The organism is Roseobacter sp. SK209-2-6 (genome assembly GCF_000169455.1).
GTDB lineage: Bacteria > Pseudomonadota > Alphaproteobacteria > Rhodobacterales > Rhodobacteraceae > Pseudophaeobacter.
This window is the reverse complement of sequence record NZ_AAYC01000012.1, coordinates 81090-99276: the sequence shown is the minus strand read 5'-3', so window position 1 is coordinate 99276 and position 18187 is coordinate 81090. Positions and strand designations below refer to the sequence as shown.

Genomic DNA, 18187 nt, shown 5'->3' with positions numbered 1-18187 from the left:
GTCCCTTTGTCCCGAACAATGACGTATATTCCTACGGGAAATCAGCCATTAATTGACCCTCAGCCAAGATTTTGCTATGTCCCGCCAAAAGCTGGAAGCTGCACCACCGCGTGACTCGCGGGCCCGGCTTGCCTCTCACACGCGCGGGCGCTGTCACAGTCCGCTAAAACGGATGCATATGACAAAATTTACCGATCTGAACCTGAATCCGAAGGTCCTCAAAGCTATTTATGAGGCCGGGTACGAAACCCCCACACCGATTCAGGCCGGTGCTATTCCACCAGCGCTTGAAGGGCGCGATGTTCTGGGTATCGCGCAGACCGGCACCGGGAAAACGGCATCCTTCACCCTGCCGATGATAACTCTTTTGGCCCGCGGCCGGGCCCGTGCCCGAATGCCGCGCAGCTTGGTGTTGTGTCCCACCCGCGAACTCGCGGCTCAGGTGGCTGAGAATTTTGACACCTATACAAAACACTTGAAGCTCACCAAGGCGTTGCTGATTGGCGGCGTCAGTTTCAAGGAGCAGGATCAGCTGATCGACAAGGGCGTCGATGTCCTGATCGCCACGCCGGGCCGCCTGCTCGACCATTTTGAACGTGGCAAGCTGTTGCTGACCGGTGTGCAGATCATGGTAGTTGACGAAGCGGACCGGATGCTCGACATGGGCTTTATCCCGGATATTGAGCGGATCTTCTCGCTCACGCCTTTCACCCGTCAGACGCTGTTTTTCTCCGCCACCATGGCGCCCGAGATCGAGAGGATAACAAATACCTTCCTCTCCGCCCCTGAGCGGGTGGAGGTGGCGCGCCAAGCCACCACTTCGGAAAACATCGAGCAATCGGTCGTGATGTTCAAAGCCTCCCGCAAAGACCGGGAAGGTAGCGAAAAGCGCCGGGTGCTGCGCACTCTGATCGAGCAGGAAGGTGACAAGCTGACCAATGGGATCATCTTCTGCAACCGCAAAACGGATGTGGATATCGTTGCCAAATCCCTGAAAAAATATGGCTTTGACGCAGCGCCAATCCATGGCGATCTGGACCAGAGCCAGCGGACCAAAACCCTTGATGGTTTCCGTGACGGCTCGCTGCGAATTCTCGTAGCCTCTGACGTCGCCGCGCGCGGGCTCGACGTGCCGAGCGTAAGCCATGTGTTCAACTTTGATGTGCCTGGCCACGCCGAAGACTATGTGCATCGCATTGGCCGGACGGGTCGCGCGGGCCGCGACGGGAAAGCCATTACAATTTGCGCCCCGCGCGATGAAAAGGCCCTGGCTGCGGTTGAGGATCTGGTGAAAAAGGAAATCGCTCGCCTCGAAAACCCGGTGAAGAAGCCAGAGCCCAAGAAGCGCAAGAGCAACAAAGACCAGAAAGACGCAGCCGAGATCGCTGCCGATGCGGTAACCAAGCCCGAACCAGTCGAAAAGAGCGACACCAAAAAACATGTGTCGAAACATTCCGACGAGGCCCCCCAGCCCAAAGGCAACCGAGGCCGTGGCGGCAAGCAAGGCGGGCGCCGCGACGATCGTGTGGTTGTCGGAATGGGCGATCACATGCCGAGCTTTATCGCTCTCTCCTTTGCAGAGCGACGCGCTGGCTAAGACCAAGACTTGACCCTCTCTATCGCCTTGAGCCCTCCGCTTCGCGGAGGGTTTTTTCTTGTCTGCAATGCAGATGCAGCATGGCGGCATTGTCGATTTGTCCGATGTATCCCATCGACCAAGACCATAGGTTCATGCCAACCGATACAGTGAAATTGAACGAGAATTCCTATGTCCCAGCATCATCAGCCTGTTTCCCTCTCTCTTGACGAAATTCATGCCATCGAGGCACGCGCCCATGCTCTGCGTGCACAAGCAATGGCTGAAGGTCTCCGCGCGCTTGGAGGGTTCCTGCGCAGCCTACCCCATCGATTTGCGGTTGCCCTGCATCTTCCGGGCCAAGCCTAAGCACGGCGTTATAAATGCGCTCACCACCACTCATAGAAAGCAAAAAGGGCCCAGGTATTCTCGCCTGGGCCCTTTGTTTCATCTGACACGATTGTTCAGCGCATTCTGCTGATAACGACAGTCACTTCCGGCTTTTTCCCAATTTCGGCCTGCGAGGTCTGTCTGACAATACGGCGCAGCTCATCTTCAAGCTTGCCATCGTCTTTTAGCGTCTTGGCGCCAGCACGCATCAGGAATTGATTGAGGTCCTCTTCCAGGACTTCGATCAGGGCCGCATTTGATGTGCCCGTTTCCGCAAGACCTTTGACATCGCACCAGGGTTCGCCCAGAGGTTCGTCTTCCTCATCCATGATGAGAGTCACAACCACATGGCCATTCAGCGCCATGCGGATGCGATCCCGCACCACACCGTCCAATGCGCCGATCTTGACGGAACCATCAAGATAGGTGCGTCCTGTTTCGATCCATTCGGTCACGCGCGGTGTATCGCCGGTTAGATCCATCATCATGCCATTGACCACCACAGCGCTTGGGATGCCCTTGGCCTCACCCAGGCGCGCGTGCTGGCGCAGGTGGCGGTGCTCGCCATGCATCGGTATCAGCATCTGCGGTTTCAAAAGGTCATGGAGCTCTTCCAAGTCCGGGCCGTTGGCGTGGCCGGAGACGTGATAGAGGCCAGAACTGTCATCCACCACATCAACACCCTTTTCAGAGAACTGGTTGATGATGCGAATGACACCTTTTTCGTTTCCGGGAATGGTCTTGGAGGAAAACAGGAAGAGATCGCCCTCCTTCAGCTCCAGTCCGCGGTATTTGCCACGCGCCATCTGTGCGGTGGCGGCCCGGCGCTCACCCTGGCTGCCGGTGGTGATCAGCATCAAATTCTCGCGCGGGATATCCCGTGCCTCTTCCGGCTGGATCACCTTGGGAAACTTGGTCAGCACCCCGGTTTCAGTCGCAGCTTCGATCATCCGGCGCATGGCACGGCCCAAAAGGACGATGGAGCGTCCTGCCCTGTCGCCAGCCTCTGCCAGGGTTTTTACGCGCGCCACATTGGAGGCAAATGTGGTCGCCGCCACCATGCCCTTGGCCTCGGAAATCAGCTTGGTGATTTCTTCCGGCAGGTCGGATTCAGAACGCCCCGGATGCTGAGAGAAGACATTGGTGGAATCACAGACCAAGGCCTTGACCCCCGGTTTGGCAATTTCTGTCCACATCTCCGGGTCAAAGGGTTCACCCACCAGCGGATCGCGGTCGAGTTTGAAGTCGCCTGTATGAACCACGCGGCCCGCCGGGCTGTCGATCACCAGGCCGCCGCTTTCGGGGATGGAATGGGCCATGGGTGCGACACCTACGGTGAAGGGTCCCAGCTTGGTCACCTCCGGCCAGGCGCCGACCGTATGCACCTGCATCGGGTCATGGCCGCGCTCTTCCATCTTGCGGCGGGCCAGATTAGCTGTGAAGGCGCGGGCATAGACCGGCACGTTCAGCTGCCCGTAGAGATGCGCAACCGCACCAATATGGTCCTCATGCCCATGGGTGATCAGGATCGCTTCCAACTGATCTGCGCGTTCGCGCAGCCAGGTAATGTCGGGCATGATCAGATCCACGCCTGGCGTGCCGTCCATATCGGGGAAGGCCACGCCTAGATCCACCAGAATCAGCCGTTCCTGGCCTTGTTTGCCATAGCCGTAGACATAGGCGTTCATGCCAATTTCACCTGCCCCACCGAGGGGCAGATAGATCAATCGTTCATCAGTGCTCATATAGGAGTACCGTTTTCCTTGTTGTATTTGTGAATGATCTGAAGCCCATGCATCGTGAGGTCATCCTCAAATGCATCAAACAGATCAGCGGATTGCTGGAAAAGCGGCGCCAGCCCGCCTGTTGAGATTACTTTCATTGGTACGCCACGCTCTGCCTTGATTTGAGAGCAGACCTCACGCACCAGGCCTACATAGCCCCAGAATACGCCGGACTGCATACAGGCAACGGTATTGGTTCCAATGACACTATCCGGTTTGGAAATATCTACATGGGGCAAGGCAGCGGCGGCTTGGTGCAGAGCTTCGAGGCTCAGGTTTACACCCGGCGCAATCACGCCCCCCACATAGGCCCCATCCTCGGCTACCACATCGAAGGTTGTCGCGGTGCCGAAATCTACCACAATCAAATTACCACCATGGGTGTCAAAGCCAGAAACGGTATTGACCAGCCGGTCCGGCCCCACTGCGGTGCCCTCATCAACCCGGACGGCGATCGGCAGCAGACAATCAGGCTTGCCCACCACCAGCGGTCGCGTATTGAAATAGCGGTCTGCCAAAACACGCAGATTGAACACAACGCGCGGCACCGTGGAAGAAATGATCATATCAGTGATATCTGCTTCGATGCCCTGCAGCCGCATCAGCGTGTTGAGCCAGACATAGTACTGATCTGCAGTACGCTGCCACTCGGTTGCGGTGCGCCACATGCCAATAAACTGCTCACCATCATAGATGGAAAAGACCGTATTGGTATTACCGCAATCAACAGCCAGAAGCATGGTCGCTCTCCGCCTTAGAAAAAGATGTCCGCAGCCGGGATAGTGATCCGGCCTTTGGCGCTGTTTAGGACAAGGTTGCCCTCCTCGTCCACCGTCTCAAATGTGCCTTCCGTCTCTGAGGAGGCTGTTCGCGCCGTAATCACCTCTCCCAGTTTTGCGGCCCGTGCCAACCAAGCTTTACGAATGGGCTCGAAGCCATAGGTGGTAAATTGCAACTCATAGCGCGCATAGGCGGCCGCCAGTTCCGTTAGGAACCCTTCGGGGGTTACCTGTACACCGGTTTCAGACAAAAGCGACACAGGCCAAACAGCACCGGGCTCCAACCATTCTTTCATGGGCGTCTCGATGAGATTGACGCCAATGCCAACTGCCAAATGCGTGACCCCGGCGCCCTGGCCTGCGCTTTCCAGAAGAATGCCGGAAAGCTTGCCGCCATTCAGCAGCACGTCATTAGGCCATTTGAGCGAGATCCTCGCACTCTGTCCGGTCAAGGCTTCACAGGCATCAGCCACTGCAAGGGCTGCAACAAAGCTACGCAGCGCGACAACATTTGGCGCTTCGCTTGGTCGAAGAACAAGTGCCGCCGCAAAGTTGCCTTTTGGGTCCTTCCAGTCACGCCCTCGGCGGCCACGCCCTTTAGTTTGCCGCTTGGCAAGGATCCACTCAGGCCCTGCAAGTTCCGGCGCAATCCGTGCGGCTTCATCCAGAGTGCTGTCCACCTCTTCCAGAATGCGTTTCCCGTATCCTTCAGGCCAGTCGCTCATAGTGCTTTCCCTTCAAGGCAAAAAGGCCCGGTCCAATGGACCAGGCCTCTGTTCAGAGATGTTGAGCTGGTCAGCGGACCAGCGCCGCGGCTGCAGCTGCGGCTGCACTGTCGACGCCAAACATATTGATGATACCAAAGACCATCACAGCCGCCGATCCCATCAGGAAGACCCAAAGGATCGGAGAGTTGGACCGATCCAGATCTTCGCCCTCGTCACCAAAGTACATGTAGTAGACGATACGCAGATAGTAGAAGGCACCAATGACCGAAGCGACCACACCAGCAATTGCCAGCCAGGCCAGACCGGCCTCATAGGCGGCGCGCAACACATAAAGTTTACCAAAGAAGCCCAACATCGGCGGCACGCCAGCAAGTGAGAACAGCAAAACCAGCATCGCCAGAGCTTTGCCCGGCTCACGACGGGAATACTGATGCAGCGCATCAATCGAGGTGATGGGTTGACCATCCTTTTGCAGCATCAGGATAAATGCAAAGGTGCCGATATTCATCGAGACGTAAATCGCCATATAGACCAGCATCGCCTCAACCCCCATTTGGGTTCCAGAGGCGAGCCCCATCAGCGCATAACCCATATGGGCAATCGAGGAATAGGCCATCAGGCGTTTGATGTCGCGCTGGCCGATTGCGGCAACGGCGCCGACAAACATCGACAGAAGCGACAGCACCGCGACAACCTGGCTCCAATCGCCAATGGCATTGCCGAAGGCGTCATGCATGACCCGGGCAAAGAGGCCCATGGCCGCCATCTTGGGCGCGGAGGCAAAGAAGGCTGTAACCGGCGTCGGCGCGCCCTGGTAGACATCTGGCGTCCACATATGGAAGGGCACGGCAGAGACCTTGAATGCCAGGCCCGAAATCAGGAAGACCAGACCGAACAGGAGGCCGATGGATACTTCCCCGTGCTGCGCCACTTGGATGATGCCCGCGAATTTTGTGGTTCCGGCAAAGCCATAAACCAACGATGCGCCATAGAGCAGCAGCCCCGAGGACAGCGCGCCCAGCACAAAGTACTTGAGCCCGGCCTCGGTGGATTTCACGCTGTCACGCCGCATGGAAGCAATCACATAGAGCGCCAAGGACTGCAGTTCGAGCCCCATGTAAAGCGCCATCAGGTCTCCGGCAGAGACCATCATCATCATGCCAACCGCAGAAAGAGCGACCAGAAGAGGGAACTCAAACCGCAGCATGTTGCGGCGCGCCATGTATTCCAGCCCCATGAGCAGAACCGCAGCAGCGGAGAGCAGGATTGCGACCTTGGCAAAGCGGGCGAAGCCATCATCGATGAACATGCCGCCAAAGGCTTCCTGGGTGCCGCCACCATTGGTGCCGATCCAGATCCCCAGCGCGGCCATCAGCCCTGCTGTAGACCAGACCAGAACAGCGGCCAGTTTATCCTTGCCCGTATAGACCGCAAGCAGCAGCGCGGCCATGGCGTAAACTGCCAGGATGATTTCCGGCAGAATGACGGAGAGATCAGCTTGGATCATCTATCCACGCTCCCTTAGTGCGATGCGACCTGGGTTGCCGAAGAGGTATCGGCAGAGGCCAGGGAATGGTTGAAGTTTTCGATCAGGGCCGCGGTAGAAGGCCCGATGATATCGGTGACCAGCGAAGGGTAAACACCCAGGAGGATGGTCATACCCACGAGTGGCGCAAAGATGAACCGCTCACGCGCGTCCATGTCCTGAATGGTCTTGAGGCTTCCTTTGATCAGGTCGCCAAAGACTACCCGGCGATATAGCCAAAGCGCATATCCAGCCGAGAAAATCACACCGGAGGCTGCAACTGCAGCAACCCAGGTATTCTTCTGGAAGGTGCCCATCAGGGTCAGGAATTCACCGACAAAGCCAGAGGTACCCGGCAGGCCGACATTGCCCATGGTGAAGAACATGAAAACCAGCGCATAGGCAGGCATCCGGATCACCAAGCCGCCATAAGCATCTATGTCGCGGGTGTGCATGCGGTCATAGATTACGCCCACACAGAGGAAGAGCGCGGCAGAAATAAAGCCGTGGCTCAACATCTGGAAGATCGCGCCATCGATGCCTTGCTGGTTTGCGGCAAAGATACCCATGGTGACAAAGCCCATATGCGCAACAGATGAATAAGCGATCAGCTTTTTCATGTCTTCCTGAACCATGGCCACCAGCGAGGTGTAGACCACGGCGATGGCCGACATCCAGAGGATCAGGTCAGTCATAACGTCAGCCCCTACCGGGAACATCGGCAGTGAGAAGCGGAGGAAGCCGTAGCCGCCCATCTTCAAGAGGATTGCCGCCAGCACCACCGAGCCCGCCGTGGGCGCTTGTACGTGGGCATCCGGCAACCAGGTATGAACAGGCCACATCGGCATCTTTACGGCGAAACTGGCAAAGAAGGCCAGGAACATCAGGGTCTGCATCCCGCCGACAACATGAATACCCAGCACATCGAAGCTTCCAGCAGAGAAGCTGTGCTTCAGCAGTGCTTCGATATCGGTGGTGCCTGCATCTGCATACATGGCTACCATGGCCACCAGCATCAGCACCGAGCCAAGGAAGGTATAAAGGAAGAACTTGAAGGAGGCATAGATGCGCTCCTTGCCGCCCCAGATGCCGATGATCAGGAACATCGGGATGAGGCCCGCCTCGAAGAACAGGTAGAAGAGCACCAGGTCCAGCGCCATGAAGACACCCAGCATCAGGGTCTCCAACATCAGGAAGGCGATCATGTATTCCTTGACGCGGGTGGTGACATTCCAGCTGGCTAGAATGGTAAGCGGCATCACAAATGTGGTGAGCAGCACAAAGAGAACCGAGATGCCATCAACACCCATCTTGTACTGCAGGCCAAAGATCCACTCATAGTTTTCGACAAACTGGAAGCCGGTATCGTTGGGATCAAATTGCGCGTAGATCCCAAGGCTCAGCAAGAAGGTGAATGAGGTCGCGATCAGGGCAAGCCATTTGGCATTGCGCTGAGCTGCCGCATCCTCTCCCCGCATCAGCAGGGCCATTACGGCCGCCGCAAGCGCAGGCACAAAGGTGACAATAGAAAGAAGATTGTCCATCAGTGGGCTCCTCCGCCGATTGTCATCCAGGTGACCAGGGCAGCGATGCCCAGCACCATCCAAAAGGCATAGGTGAAGATGAAACCGGACTGCGCGCGGCCGGCAAGTTTGGTGAAGAAGGGCACGATGCCCATGGCGACGCCATTCAGGAAGCCATCGATGGTATTGCCATCGCCGCGTTTCCAGAAGAAGCGGCCAATTGCCAGCGCAGGCTTCACAAAGATCGCATCATAAAGCTCGTCAAAGTACCATTTGTTCTTGAGGAACAGGTAGAGCGGTTGATGAGCGGCAGCCAGACGCTTGGGAAGGCTTGGGTTCACGATGTAGAACCAGAAAGACAGCGCCAGCCCTAGCAGCATCGCGATGAAGGGGGAAACCTTCACCCATTTGGGAGCAGCATGGGCATCGTCCAGCACATGATTGTCTGGCGCAAAGTAAAGCGCTCCCTCGCCCGGCTTGCCAGCAAAGACATAGTGATGCTCAGCCTCTTTGGCCGCGCCGTGATCTTCACCGTCGCCCTCTTCAGCATCATGCAGCAACCCGCCATGAGAGTCAGTTCCAAGCGTTACTTCGCCCTTGGTTGCGGCTTCGGCCACTGGAATGCCGTAGAACTTGCCGACTTTGTCCGCATGGCCAAAAAAGCTGTTGTACCAGAGCATACCGGAGAAGACCGCGCCGAGAGCCAGAACGCCCAGCGGGATCAGCATGACCATCGGGCTTTCATGCGCGTGATCATGGGTGTGCTTGTCGCCGCGCGGCTTGCCATAGAAGGTCAGGAACATCAGGCGCCAGGAGTAGAAAGAGGTCATGAAGGCGGCAATCACCAGCGCCCAGAAGCCAAACATCGACCCGCCAGCAAAGGCACTTTCGATGATCGCATCCTTGGAGAGGAAGCCGGCAAAACCGATATGTGTCAGCGGAATGCCAACGCCGGTGATCGCCAGCGTGCCGATCATCATCGCCCAGAAGGTATAGGGGATCTTTTTGCGCAAGCCACCATAGTTCATCATGTCCTGCTCATGGTGCATCGCGTGGATCACCGAACCAGCACCAAGGAAGAGCATCGCCTTAAAGAATGCATGGGTGAAGAGGTGGAACATCGCGGCGGAGTACATGCCAACGCCAGCAGCCACGAACATATAGCCGAGCTGCGAACAGGTCGAATAGGCGATTACGCGTTTGATGTCAGTCTGAACCAGTCCAACAGTGGCGGCAAAGAAAGCGGTACAGGCGCCGAGCACAGTGATAAAGGCCGCAGCCTCTGGTGCAAACTCGATCAGCGGCGACATGCGGCAGACCAGGAAGACACCGGCGGTCACCATGGTGGCCGCGTGGATCAGAGCCGACACAGGGGTCGGACCTTCCATCGCGTCCGGCAGCCAAGTGTGCAGGATTAGCTGCGCCGATTTACCCATGGCGCCGATGAACAGCAGAACCGCCAACAGATTGGCCGCGTTCCACTCGCCCCACAGGAAAGTGAGCTGGGTTTCAGCCAGAACCGGTGCTGCTTCGAAGATCTCCGACAGGTTGATGCTGTCGGTCAGGAAGAACAGGCCAAAGATCCCCAGCGCAAAGCCGAAGTCACCCACACGGTTGACGATAAAGGCCTTCATCGCCGCAGCATTGGCGCTTGGCTTGCGGTAGTAAAAACCAATCAGCAGGTAAGAGGCAACGCCTACGCCTTCCCAGCCAAAGAACATCTGCACCAGGTTGTCAGAGGTCACCAGCATCAGCATGGCAAAGGTAAAGAAGGACAGATAGGCAAAGAAGCGCGGCTTGTAGCTCTCGCCATCTTTCCACTGCGGATCGTGATCCATGTAGCCAAAGCTGTAGAGGTGCACCAGTGACGACACCGTGGTGATCACGATCAGCATGATCGCGGTCAGCCGGTCCAGACGGATCGCCCAATCGGTGCTGAGTGCGCCGCTTTCGATCCAGCGGAAGATCGTGATGGTCTCTGTCGTGCCGTCAAAGCCCAGGAAGGTGATCCAGGACAACAGCGCCGAGAGGAATAGCAGACCTGTCGCCGTGACCGTTGCGGCTTTTTCGCCGATGAACCTATGGCCAAAGCCGCAGATCACCGCGCCCGCGAGGGGGGCAAAGAGAAGGATTTGTTCCATGAGTTCCTTACCCCTTCATCATGTTGATGTCTTCCACCGCGATCGTGCCGCGGTTACGGAAGAAGCAGACCAGGATCGCCAGGCCAATGGCGGCCTCAGCCGCAGCCACAGTCAGCACAAACAGTGTAAAGACCTGCCCGACCAGATCCCCAAGGAAGCTGGAGAAGGCCACAAGGTTGATGTTCACTGCGAGCAGCATCAATTCGATGCTCATCAGCAGGATGATCACGTTCTTGCGGTTCAGGAAGAGCCCGAAGATGCCGATGACAAAGAGCGTTGCCGCGACAGTGAGATAGTGTTCAAGTCCAATCATAGCCTTACAGCCCCTGCCCCGGTTTGACGTCCTTCAGCTCCATCGCTTTGGCCGGATCGCGGTACATCTGGGCCAGGACATCCTGGCGTTTGACGTCCTGGCGATGGCGCAGGGTCAGCATGATGGCGCCAATCATGGCGACCAGCAGGATGAGCCCCGAGAGCTGGAACAGAAGGAAATATTGATCATAGATGATGAGGCCCAGGGCCTCGGTGTTGTGTTTGTCGGCTGGTGTCGGCTGCGCGAGCAGCTCGGACGCGCCATGCGCGCTCTCCCAAGAACCATAGGCCATGACGAATTGCATCAGGATAACCAGCCCGATCAGGAGAGCCAGAGGCATGTACTGGGCCATCTCCGCCTTCAAAGCGGCGAAATCCACATCCAGCATCATCACAACAAAGAGGAAGAGCACCGCAACCGCGCCCACGTAGACGATCACCAGCAGCATGGCGACGAATTCCGCCCCCAGAAGTACAAACAGCCCGGCCGAGGAAATAAAGGCCAGGATCAGCCATAGCACCGAATGCACCGGCTGGCGGCTGATCACTGTGAACAGCCCGCCGGTGATGGCGCTGATGGCGAAGAGGTAGAAGGCAAAAACGCTCATGTCTCATCGTCCCTTTTGTCGTCCAGAACCTGTTGCGCCAGCTCAAGCGCCCGGTTCATGGCCGGAATGCCGGCAAAGACCGACATCTGTGTGATCGTTTCCACGATCTCTTGTTTCTTGGCGCCCGCCTCCAGGGCATGGCGCACGGTCTGGCGCAGGGCGGTATCCGCCTGAGCGCCTTGGCACGTTAGCCCGGCCAGCGTCAGCAAAAGCCGGGTTTTGGCATCCAGACCATCCTTGTTGACGGTCTTGCCGAACATCATTTCCATGACCTCTTTGGGCATGGTCGGCCACAGGGCCTCAAACCCTTTCATCGCCTCAGTCGGCGAGAAGCTCTCAAGCGACGGGTTGAAGGCCTTGGCCATTTCCTGCGCTTGGGTTTGCATCTGGGCCATCATGGCCTCAAAAGGGTTCTTTGCGTTGCTCATCGGTACGGCGCGTCGATTTCCAGGTTGCGGGCGATCTCGGCTTCCCAGCGCTCGCCGTTCTCCAAGAGCTTTGCCTTGTCGTAGAACAGTTCTTCGCGGGTTTCCGTGGCGAATTCGAAATTCGGGCCTTCGACAATTGCATCCACCGGGCAGGCTTCCTGGCAGAAACCGCAATAGATGCATTTGGTCATGTCGATGTCATAACGTGTGGTGCGGCGGCTGCCGTCCTCGCGCGGTTCCGCATCGATGGTGATCGCCTGTGCCGGGCAGATTGCCTCGCAAAGCTTGCAGGCAATGCAGCGCTCTTCGCCGTTGGGGTAACGGCGCAGCGCGTGTTCACCCCGGAAACGCGGCGACAGAGGTCCCTTTTCATGCGGGTAGTTCAGCGTGGCTTTGGGCGCAAAGAAGTATTTAAGCCCCAGTTTGAAGCCGACCCAGAAATCCTGCAGCAGGAAGTATTTGGCGGCGCGGGTGTAGTCGATCTGAGTCATGATCAGCCTCCTACGGTCCAGCGGGCGAAGAGGCCCCAGAACCAGTCAAATTTTGCAGCAAAGGAGACAAAGACCACCCAGGCCAGCGAGAAGGGCAGGAAGACTTTCCAGCCCAGGCGCATCAGCTGGTCGTAGCGGTAGCGCGGGGTGATCGCCTTTACCATGGCGAAGAGGAAGAAGAAGAAGGCCATCTTGCCAACCATCCACAAGACGCCATCTGGCAGACCCGGGATCGGGGAGAGCCAACCGCCAAAGAACAACAGCGTGGTCAGGGCGCACATCAGGAAGATGGCGATATATTCACCGGCCATGAACAACAGGAAGGGTGTAGCAGAATATTCAACCTGATAGCCCGCAACCAGCTCCGATTCCGCTTCCGGCAGGTCAAAGGGCGGGCGGTTTGTCTCTGCCAAGGCAGAGATGAAGAACAGGAAGACCATCGGGAAATGCGGGATCCAGTACCAGTTCAACAGACCCAGATCGCCATCCTGTGCACGCACGATGTCGCCAAAGTTCATCGAACCGGTGGAGATGATGATGCCGATGATAATGAGGCCGATGGAAACCTCATAAGAGATCATCTGCGCAGCGGACCGCAAGGACCCCAGGAAGGGATACTTCGAGTTCGAAGCCCAGCCGCCCATGATCACGCCGTAGACCTCAAGAGAGGAGACAGCAAAGACGTAAAGGATGGCAACGTTAATGTCGCTCAGAACCCAGCCGTCGTTGAAAGGGATCACCGCCCAGGCGATCATCGCAAGTACGAAAGAGGTGAGCGGCGCCAGGATAAAGACGGTGCGGTCGGCGCCAGCCGGGATCACTACTTCCTTGACCACATATTTCAGCGCATCTGCCACCGATTGCAGCAGGCCATAGACGCCAACCACGTTGGGGCCCCGGCGCATCTGCACCGCAGCCCAGATCTTCCGGTCCCCATAAACGAGGAACAGAAGCGAGATCATCACAAAGGCAACAACGGCAAGCACCTGCGCCAGTATCAGAATGGCGATGCCGCCTGGGGTGTTAAAGAATTCAGCCATAGGTCCTCACACCGTGGGTATTCCGTTTGCCTCGCAATTTGCCACCACGACTTCAGCGTCGATGGTGCGCAGACCGCGCGGGAGAGAGGGCGAGATGGTATAGACCGCGTCGGCAATCTGCCTTCCGCCCTGATGTTTCATTGTCGTGCGCAGATGGCGCGCAAATCCGTAGCCCCGGATCAGGGCATATTGCGCCGCAGCGCATTCCGCATACTCGTCCAGATCCTGAGGCGATTGTGCCTTGGACATGGTGACGTGAAATTGCACCAGATCGCCCTCCAGCAGGCTGGTCTCCACCCCATGATACTGGGGCGGCAAACGCTCACCGGCGGTACCGGGCGCCTGTGCACAGGCTGCCAGCAACAGGGGCGATATGAGTGCGAGGCGGATCACTCGGCTGCCATCTTCGCACTATTGCGCGTCTTGGCACCGGCGGAAAGCTCAGCCATCAGCTCAGAGGCCCGGGCAATCGGGTTGGTCAGATAGAAATCCTTTACCGCAGGCAGGAAGTCCGCCTTGCCCAGCTTGTCCAGTTCCAGCACCTCGCCAGTCTTCTTGATGACTTCGTCGATCTTGGCGAGATGCGGTACTTCAACAACCAGCGCCTGGCGCAGTTGAGCCAGGCTGTCATAGCCGAGTGTTGCGTCCAATTCAGCGCTAAGCGCGCGCAAGATGGCCCAGTTTTCCTTGGCCTCACCTGGGGCAAAGCCCGCGCGCATTGCCAGTTGCGGACGGCCTTCGGTGTTCACGAAGAGACCGTTTTCCTCGGTATAGGCGGCACCCGGCAGGATCACATCAGCGCGATGCGCACCGCGGTCCCCGTGGGAGCCCTGGTAGATTACAAAGGCGCCCTCATCGATCACGACCTCATCGGCGCCGAGGTTGTAGATCACCTCTGCCCCGTCGATGGCGGCGGCCATGCCGCCCTCAGTCGCGGCACCGATGTCCATGGCACCAACGCGGGAGGCCGCGCTGTGCAGAACCAGCAGTTTCGATTCTGTGTCAGCGGCAAATTTCTGTGCATGGGCGAGAACCGCAAGGCCGTCGGCCTCACGCAGAGCGCCCTGCCCCACGATCACCAGAGTCTCTTTACCGATGGCACCGGAATGATCCGCGTCATGCAACGCTTCTAGTGCTGCGCGGTCGGTGCCCAAGTGTGCATAGTCGTAAGTTAGATCAGCCGCCTGCCCCACCAGACCTATATTGGCACCGTTGGCCCAAGCGCGGCGGATACGGGAGTTTAGCACCGGCGCCTCTTCGCGCGGGTTGGTTCCAATGAGCATGATCGCCTTGGCGCTGTCCACATCCTCAATGGTGGCAGTGCCGACGTAGCCAGCGCGGTTGCCGATGGGCAGGCGCGCATTATCGGTACGGCATTCGACTTTGCCACCCAGGCCTTCGACCAGCTGTTTCAAGGCAAAAGCGGCCTCAATCGGGGCCAGATCCCCGATCAGCCCGGCAAGTTTCTTACCCTTCATGGCGGTGGCCGCAGCGGTAAGCGCTTCCGGCCAGCTGGCGGGCTTCAGCTTGCCTTTGACGCGCACATAGGGGCGGTCAAGACGCTGTCGGCGCAGCCCGTCCCAGACAAAGCGGGTCTTATCGGAGATCCACTCTTCGTTCACACCGTCATTGTTGCGCGGCAGGATTCGCATCACTTCGCGGCCCTTGGTGTCGACGCGGATGTTCGATCCCAGCGCGTCCATGACGTCGATGGTTTCAGTCTTTGTCAGCTCCCAGGGGCGGGCGGTAAAGGCATAGGGTTTGGAGGTCAGCGCGCCAACTGGGCAGAGGTCAATGATATTGCCCTGCATATTGCTGTCCAGCGTCTGGTTCAGATAGCTGGTGATCTCTGCATCTTCGCCGCGTCCGGTTTGACCCATCTGGGTGATACCGGCCACCTCTGAGGTGAAGCGCACGCAGCGGGTGCAGCTGATGCAACGGGTCATCGCGGTTGAGACCAGCGGGCCCAGGTCCAGATCATCCACCGCACGCTTGGCTTCCTTGAAGCGGGTGCCTGAAAGACCATACGCCATGGCCTGGTCCTGCAGATCGCATTCGCCGCCCTGGTCGCAGATCGGACAATCCAGTGGGTGGTTGATCAGCATGAATTCCATCACGCCTTCGCGGGCCTTTTTGACCATCGGCGAATTGGTCTTGACCACCGGTGCCTGACCTTCGGGCCCCGGGCGCAGATCGCGCACCTGCATGGCGCAGGAGGCAGCGGGTTTCGGCGGGCCGCCTACGACCTCAACCAGGCACATGCGGCAATTGCCCGCGATCGACAGACGCTCATGATAACAGAAGCGCGGGATTTCCACGCCGGCCTCTTCACAGGCCTGGATCAGGGTCATGGCCCCATCCACCTCGATCTCGGTTCCGTCAATATTGATCTTGCGGAGGTCAGACATGGTCTATTTCGCCCTCAGTAACACGCCGATCGCGCTGTTTTTCTTGATTTCCGTGTGCCCGAACACACAGAAAGTTTCTGGATTTTTGTAAGATACGCCGCGCTGGGAGAAGAGCACCTTGCCTTTGGCTCGCATGCGCGCTTTTTCCTGATCACTTTCCACATAGGCACGGATCTCGGTATCCGAGTAGCCCAGCTCATTGGCGCGGGCCCGCAGGCGCCGCAGCTCGCCCAGACCTTTGAAAAAACGTGCGCCAATGCTGCTACAGTGATCCGCAATTTCCTTTGCGACGGCCACGGCGAACAAGGGTTCCTCAATTTCCGGAACCTCCCGCAGCGAAGGTTTAGCCGAAAGAGGTTGAGGATGGAGCACAGCCCCAAGAACAAAGATCGCGGCAATCCATAGGTGTTTCATTGATCTCTCCTGTATCATGGAGAAGTCAGAAACACGCGCATCTACGGTGCTATTCAATAGCAATGCCGAAACGCGGCAAGGATATGCCGAAAGAGCACTCACGGAGCGCAGGTCCCATGGAAGACAGCAGTGGTGCCATCCAGCGCAAGCGCTGCCTCGGGATCAAAAGGATCGATATCCCAGTCAATCTTGGACGTGCCATAGCCTGCTTCAGTCAAGCAATAGCTGACACCGGAATGATGCGCTGCAAGCCGTGCCCCCTCAAGCGACAGAGGAGCATCGTAGACTTCGACGCGGAAATGAGCGCGGGAGACTTTTTTGTCGACCACCTTGGCCTTGGCTTTGAAAGGGATGCCGTCAAAGCGCAAGCGGTCTTCCTTAGATGGACCACAGGCCGCCAGCAGCCCCGCACAGAGCATTGAAACCGAAAGTATTTTGACCATTGAAGCCATGTTCCGTCCCATAATCCCGTTCCTAGCGCAGCTTACTTCGCTGCGATTGCGCTTTTGCGGCCCGCCTTTTGCGCTTTGATGCGGTCTTCGATTTCCTCGCGGAAGTTGCGAATGAGGCCCTGGATCGGCCAGGCAGCCGCATCCCCCAAAGCACAGATGGTGTGCCCCTCCACCTGCTTGGTCACATCCCAAAGCATGTCGATCTCTTCAAGATCGGCCTCACCTTTGACCAGGCGATCCATAACCCGCATCATCCAGCCGGTGCCTTCGCGGCAAGGCGTACATTGGCCGCAGCTCTCATGTTTATAGAACTTTGAAAGGCGCCAGATTGCCTTGATGATATCCGTCTGCTTGTCCATGACGATCACAGCCGCAGTACCGAGGCCAGAGCCCAGCTCGCCGCGCAGGTAATCGAAATCCATGATCGCGTCGCGCATATTCTCGCCGCGTACGCAAGGGACTGAGGATCCACCGGGGATAACCGCCAAGAGGTTGTCCCATCCGCCACGGATACCGCCACAATGCTTCTCGATCAGCTCTTCAAATGAAATCGACATCGCCTCTTCAACCACGCAGGGGTTGTTGACGTGGCCCGAGATGGCAAAAAGCTTGGTGCCCGCATTGTTAGGACGTCCGAATCCAGCAAACCAATCGGCGCCACGGCGCAGGATGGTGGGAACAACCGCGATGCTCTCGACGTTGTTCACAGTGGTTGGGCACCCATAAAGACCCGCACCCGCCGGGAATGGCGGCTTCATCCGGGGCATACCCTTCTTGCCTTCAAGGCTTTCGATCAGGGCGGTTTCCTCACCACAGATATAGGCCCCTGCCCCGTGATGCAGGAAAACGTCGAAATCCCAACCCGAGCCAGCGGCATTGCGCCCCAGAAGGCCCTTGTCATAGCATTCGTCGATGGCCGCCTGCAGCGCCTCACGCTCGCGGATATATTCGCCGCGCAGGTAGATATAGCAGGTATGGGCATTCATTGCGAAGCTGGCAATCAGCGCGCCCTCGATCAGCGTATGCGGATCATGGCGCATGATTTCCCGGTCCTTGCAGGTACCTGGCTCGGATTCATCCGCGTTGATGACCAGATAAGACGGGCGGCCATCGCTTTCCTTGGGCATGAAAGACCATTTCAGACCGGTGGGGAAGCCCGCACCGCCGCGGCCGCGCAGGCCGGAGTCTTTCATGGTCTGAATGATCCAGTCGCGGCCCTTTTCGATAAGTCCGGCAGTCCCATCCCAATGGCCCCGCGTCTGGGCGCCTTTCAGCGTGCGCTCATGCATACCGTAAAGGTTGGTAAAGATCCGGTCCTGGTCCTTCAGCATATTTGCCTACCCTTGGCTGTTCTGACGCATGCGCCAGAGTTGATAGATGTTGACCATTGCCCAGACAAAAGCCGCAAGAGCGCCAAAGTAAATCAGCATCTCGTAGCGGGCCGGCAGTCCAAGCACATGCACGATCCAAGGCGCGAGGATGGCTGAAAGCCCGCCCCCTGCGATCACCAGTCCGGTGATGCGGCCCTTACGGGCAAATGCCTGATCCTGCTCTTTGCTCATCTGGTCCAAAATCTCCGTGCTGCGGC

At 57.8% G+C, this 18187-nt stretch carries 19 protein-coding genes; 2 read left to right on the top strand and 17 right to left on the bottom strand.

Annotation, left to right across the window (positions count from 1 at the left end; genetic code table 11):
* Positions 1-178: 178 nt before the first annotated feature.
* Positions 179-1597, top strand: coding sequence for a DEAD/DEAH box helicase (locus RSK20926_RS17095; protein WP_037255600.1), 1419 nt, complete (start codon positions 179-181; stop codon positions 1595-1597).
* 171 nt (positions 1598-1768) lie between these two features.
* Positions 1769-1945 (top strand): RSP_7527 family protein, encoded by a 177-nt coding sequence (locus tag RSK20926_RS23050; RefSeq protein ID WP_008208639.1) that lies wholly within the window; start codon positions 1769-1771, stop codon positions 1943-1945.
* Positions 1946-2040: 95 nt separating this feature from the next.
* Here RSK20926_RS23050 and RSK20926_RS17090 read toward each other — a convergent pair whose 3' ends face one another.
* From RSK20926_RS17090 to RSK20926_RS17010, 17 genes are all read right to left on the bottom strand, one after another.
* Entirely contained in the window at positions 2041-3711 is a 1671-nt protein-coding gene (locus RSK20926_RS17090; protein ID WP_008208638.1) for a ribonuclease J, read from the bottom strand.
* A complete protein-coding gene (locus RSK20926_RS17085; protein ID WP_008208637.1) occupies positions 3708-4490 on the bottom strand; it encodes a type III pantothenate kinase in 783 nt (260 codons plus the stop codon). The genes RSK20926_RS17090 and RSK20926_RS17085 overlap by 4 nt, the downstream gene beginning before the upstream one ends.
* 14 nt (positions 4491-4504) lie before the next feature.
* On the bottom strand, positions 4505-5254 hold the full coding sequence (locus RSK20926_RS17080) for a biotin--[acetyl-CoA-carboxylase] ligase (RefSeq protein ID WP_008208636.1): 750 nt from the start codon (positions 5252-5254) through the stop codon (positions 4505-4507).
* 70 nt (positions 5255-5324) lie between these two features.
* On the bottom strand, positions 5325-6764 hold the full coding sequence (gene nuoN, locus RSK20926_RS17075; protein WP_008208635.1) for an NADH-quinone oxidoreductase subunit NuoN: 1440 nt from the start codon (positions 6762-6764) through the stop codon (positions 5325-5327).
* 14 nt (positions 6765-6778) lie between these two features.
* Entirely contained in the window at positions 6779-8326 is a 1548-nt protein-coding gene (locus RSK20926_RS17070; protein WP_008208634.1) for an NADH-quinone oxidoreductase subunit M, read from the bottom strand.
* On the bottom strand, positions 8326-10446 hold the full coding sequence (nuoL, locus tag RSK20926_RS17065) for an NADH-quinone oxidoreductase subunit L (protein ID WP_008208632.1): 2121 nt from the start codon (positions 10444-10446) through the stop codon (positions 8326-8328). The genes RSK20926_RS17070 and nuoL overlap by 1 nt, the downstream gene beginning before the upstream one ends.
* A 7-nt stretch (positions 10447-10453) precedes the next feature.
* Positions 10454-10759 (bottom strand): NADH-quinone oxidoreductase subunit NuoK, encoded by a 306-nt coding sequence (gene nuoK, locus RSK20926_RS17060; protein ID WP_008208630.1) that lies wholly within the window; start codon positions 10757-10759, stop codon positions 10454-10456.
* Positions 10760-10763: 4 nt separating this feature from the next.
* Positions 10764-11366, bottom strand: coding sequence for an NADH-quinone oxidoreductase subunit J (locus RSK20926_RS17055; protein ID WP_008208628.1), 603 nt, complete (start codon positions 11364-11366; stop codon positions 10764-10766).
* Complete coding sequence (locus RSK20926_RS17050) at positions 11363-11794, bottom strand: carboxymuconolactone decarboxylase family protein (RefSeq protein ID WP_008208627.1); 432 nt, start codon at positions 11792-11794, stop codon at positions 11363-11365. Before RSK20926_RS17050 ends, RSK20926_RS17055 begins: the two co-directional genes overlap by 4 nt.
* On the bottom strand, positions 11791-12285 hold the full coding sequence (gene nuoI / locus RSK20926_RS17045; protein ID WP_008208626.1) for an NADH-quinone oxidoreductase subunit NuoI: 495 nt from the start codon (positions 12283-12285) through the stop codon (positions 11791-11793). Before nuoI ends, RSK20926_RS17050 begins: the two co-directional genes overlap by 4 nt.
* Positions 12286-12287: 2 nt before the next feature.
* Positions 12288-13325 carry an NADH-quinone oxidoreductase subunit NuoH gene (nuoH, locus tag RSK20926_RS17040; RefSeq protein ID WP_008208625.1) on the bottom strand — a complete coding sequence of 346 codons (1038 nt, stop codon included), beginning with the start codon at positions 13323-13325 and terminating at the stop codon, positions 12288-12290.
* 6 nt (positions 13326-13331) lie between these two features.
* Entirely contained in the window at positions 13332-13718 is a 387-nt protein-coding gene (locus tag RSK20926_RS17035; protein ID WP_008208624.1) for a hypothetical protein, read from the bottom strand.
* Positions 13715-15733 (bottom strand): NADH-quinone oxidoreductase subunit NuoG, encoded by a 2019-nt coding sequence (gene nuoG / locus RSK20926_RS17030; protein ID WP_008208623.1) that lies wholly within the window; start codon positions 15731-15733, stop codon positions 13715-13717. The genes RSK20926_RS17035 and nuoG overlap by 4 nt, the downstream gene beginning before the upstream one ends.
* Before the next feature lie 3 nt (positions 15734-15736).
* On the bottom strand, positions 15737-16147 hold the full coding sequence (locus RSK20926_RS17025) for a DUF5333 domain-containing protein (RefSeq protein ID WP_008208622.1): 411 nt from the start codon (positions 16145-16147) through the stop codon (positions 15737-15739).
* Between the two features lie 98 nt (positions 16148-16245).
* Entirely contained in the window at positions 16246-16611 is a 366-nt protein-coding gene (locus RSK20926_RS17020; RefSeq protein WP_232281922.1) for a hypothetical protein, read from the bottom strand.
* A gap of 20 nt (positions 16612-16631) precedes the next feature.
* Complete coding sequence (gene nuoF / locus RSK20926_RS17015) at positions 16632-17930, bottom strand: NADH-quinone oxidoreductase subunit NuoF (protein ID WP_008208620.1); 1299 nt, start codon at positions 17928-17930, stop codon at positions 16632-16634.
* Positions 17931-17936: 6 nt separating this feature from the next.
* Complete coding sequence (locus tag RSK20926_RS17010) at positions 17937-18161, bottom strand: DUF5337 domain-containing protein (protein WP_008208618.1); 225 nt, start codon at positions 18159-18161, stop codon at positions 17937-17939.
* Positions 18162-18187 lie beyond the last annotated feature (26 nt).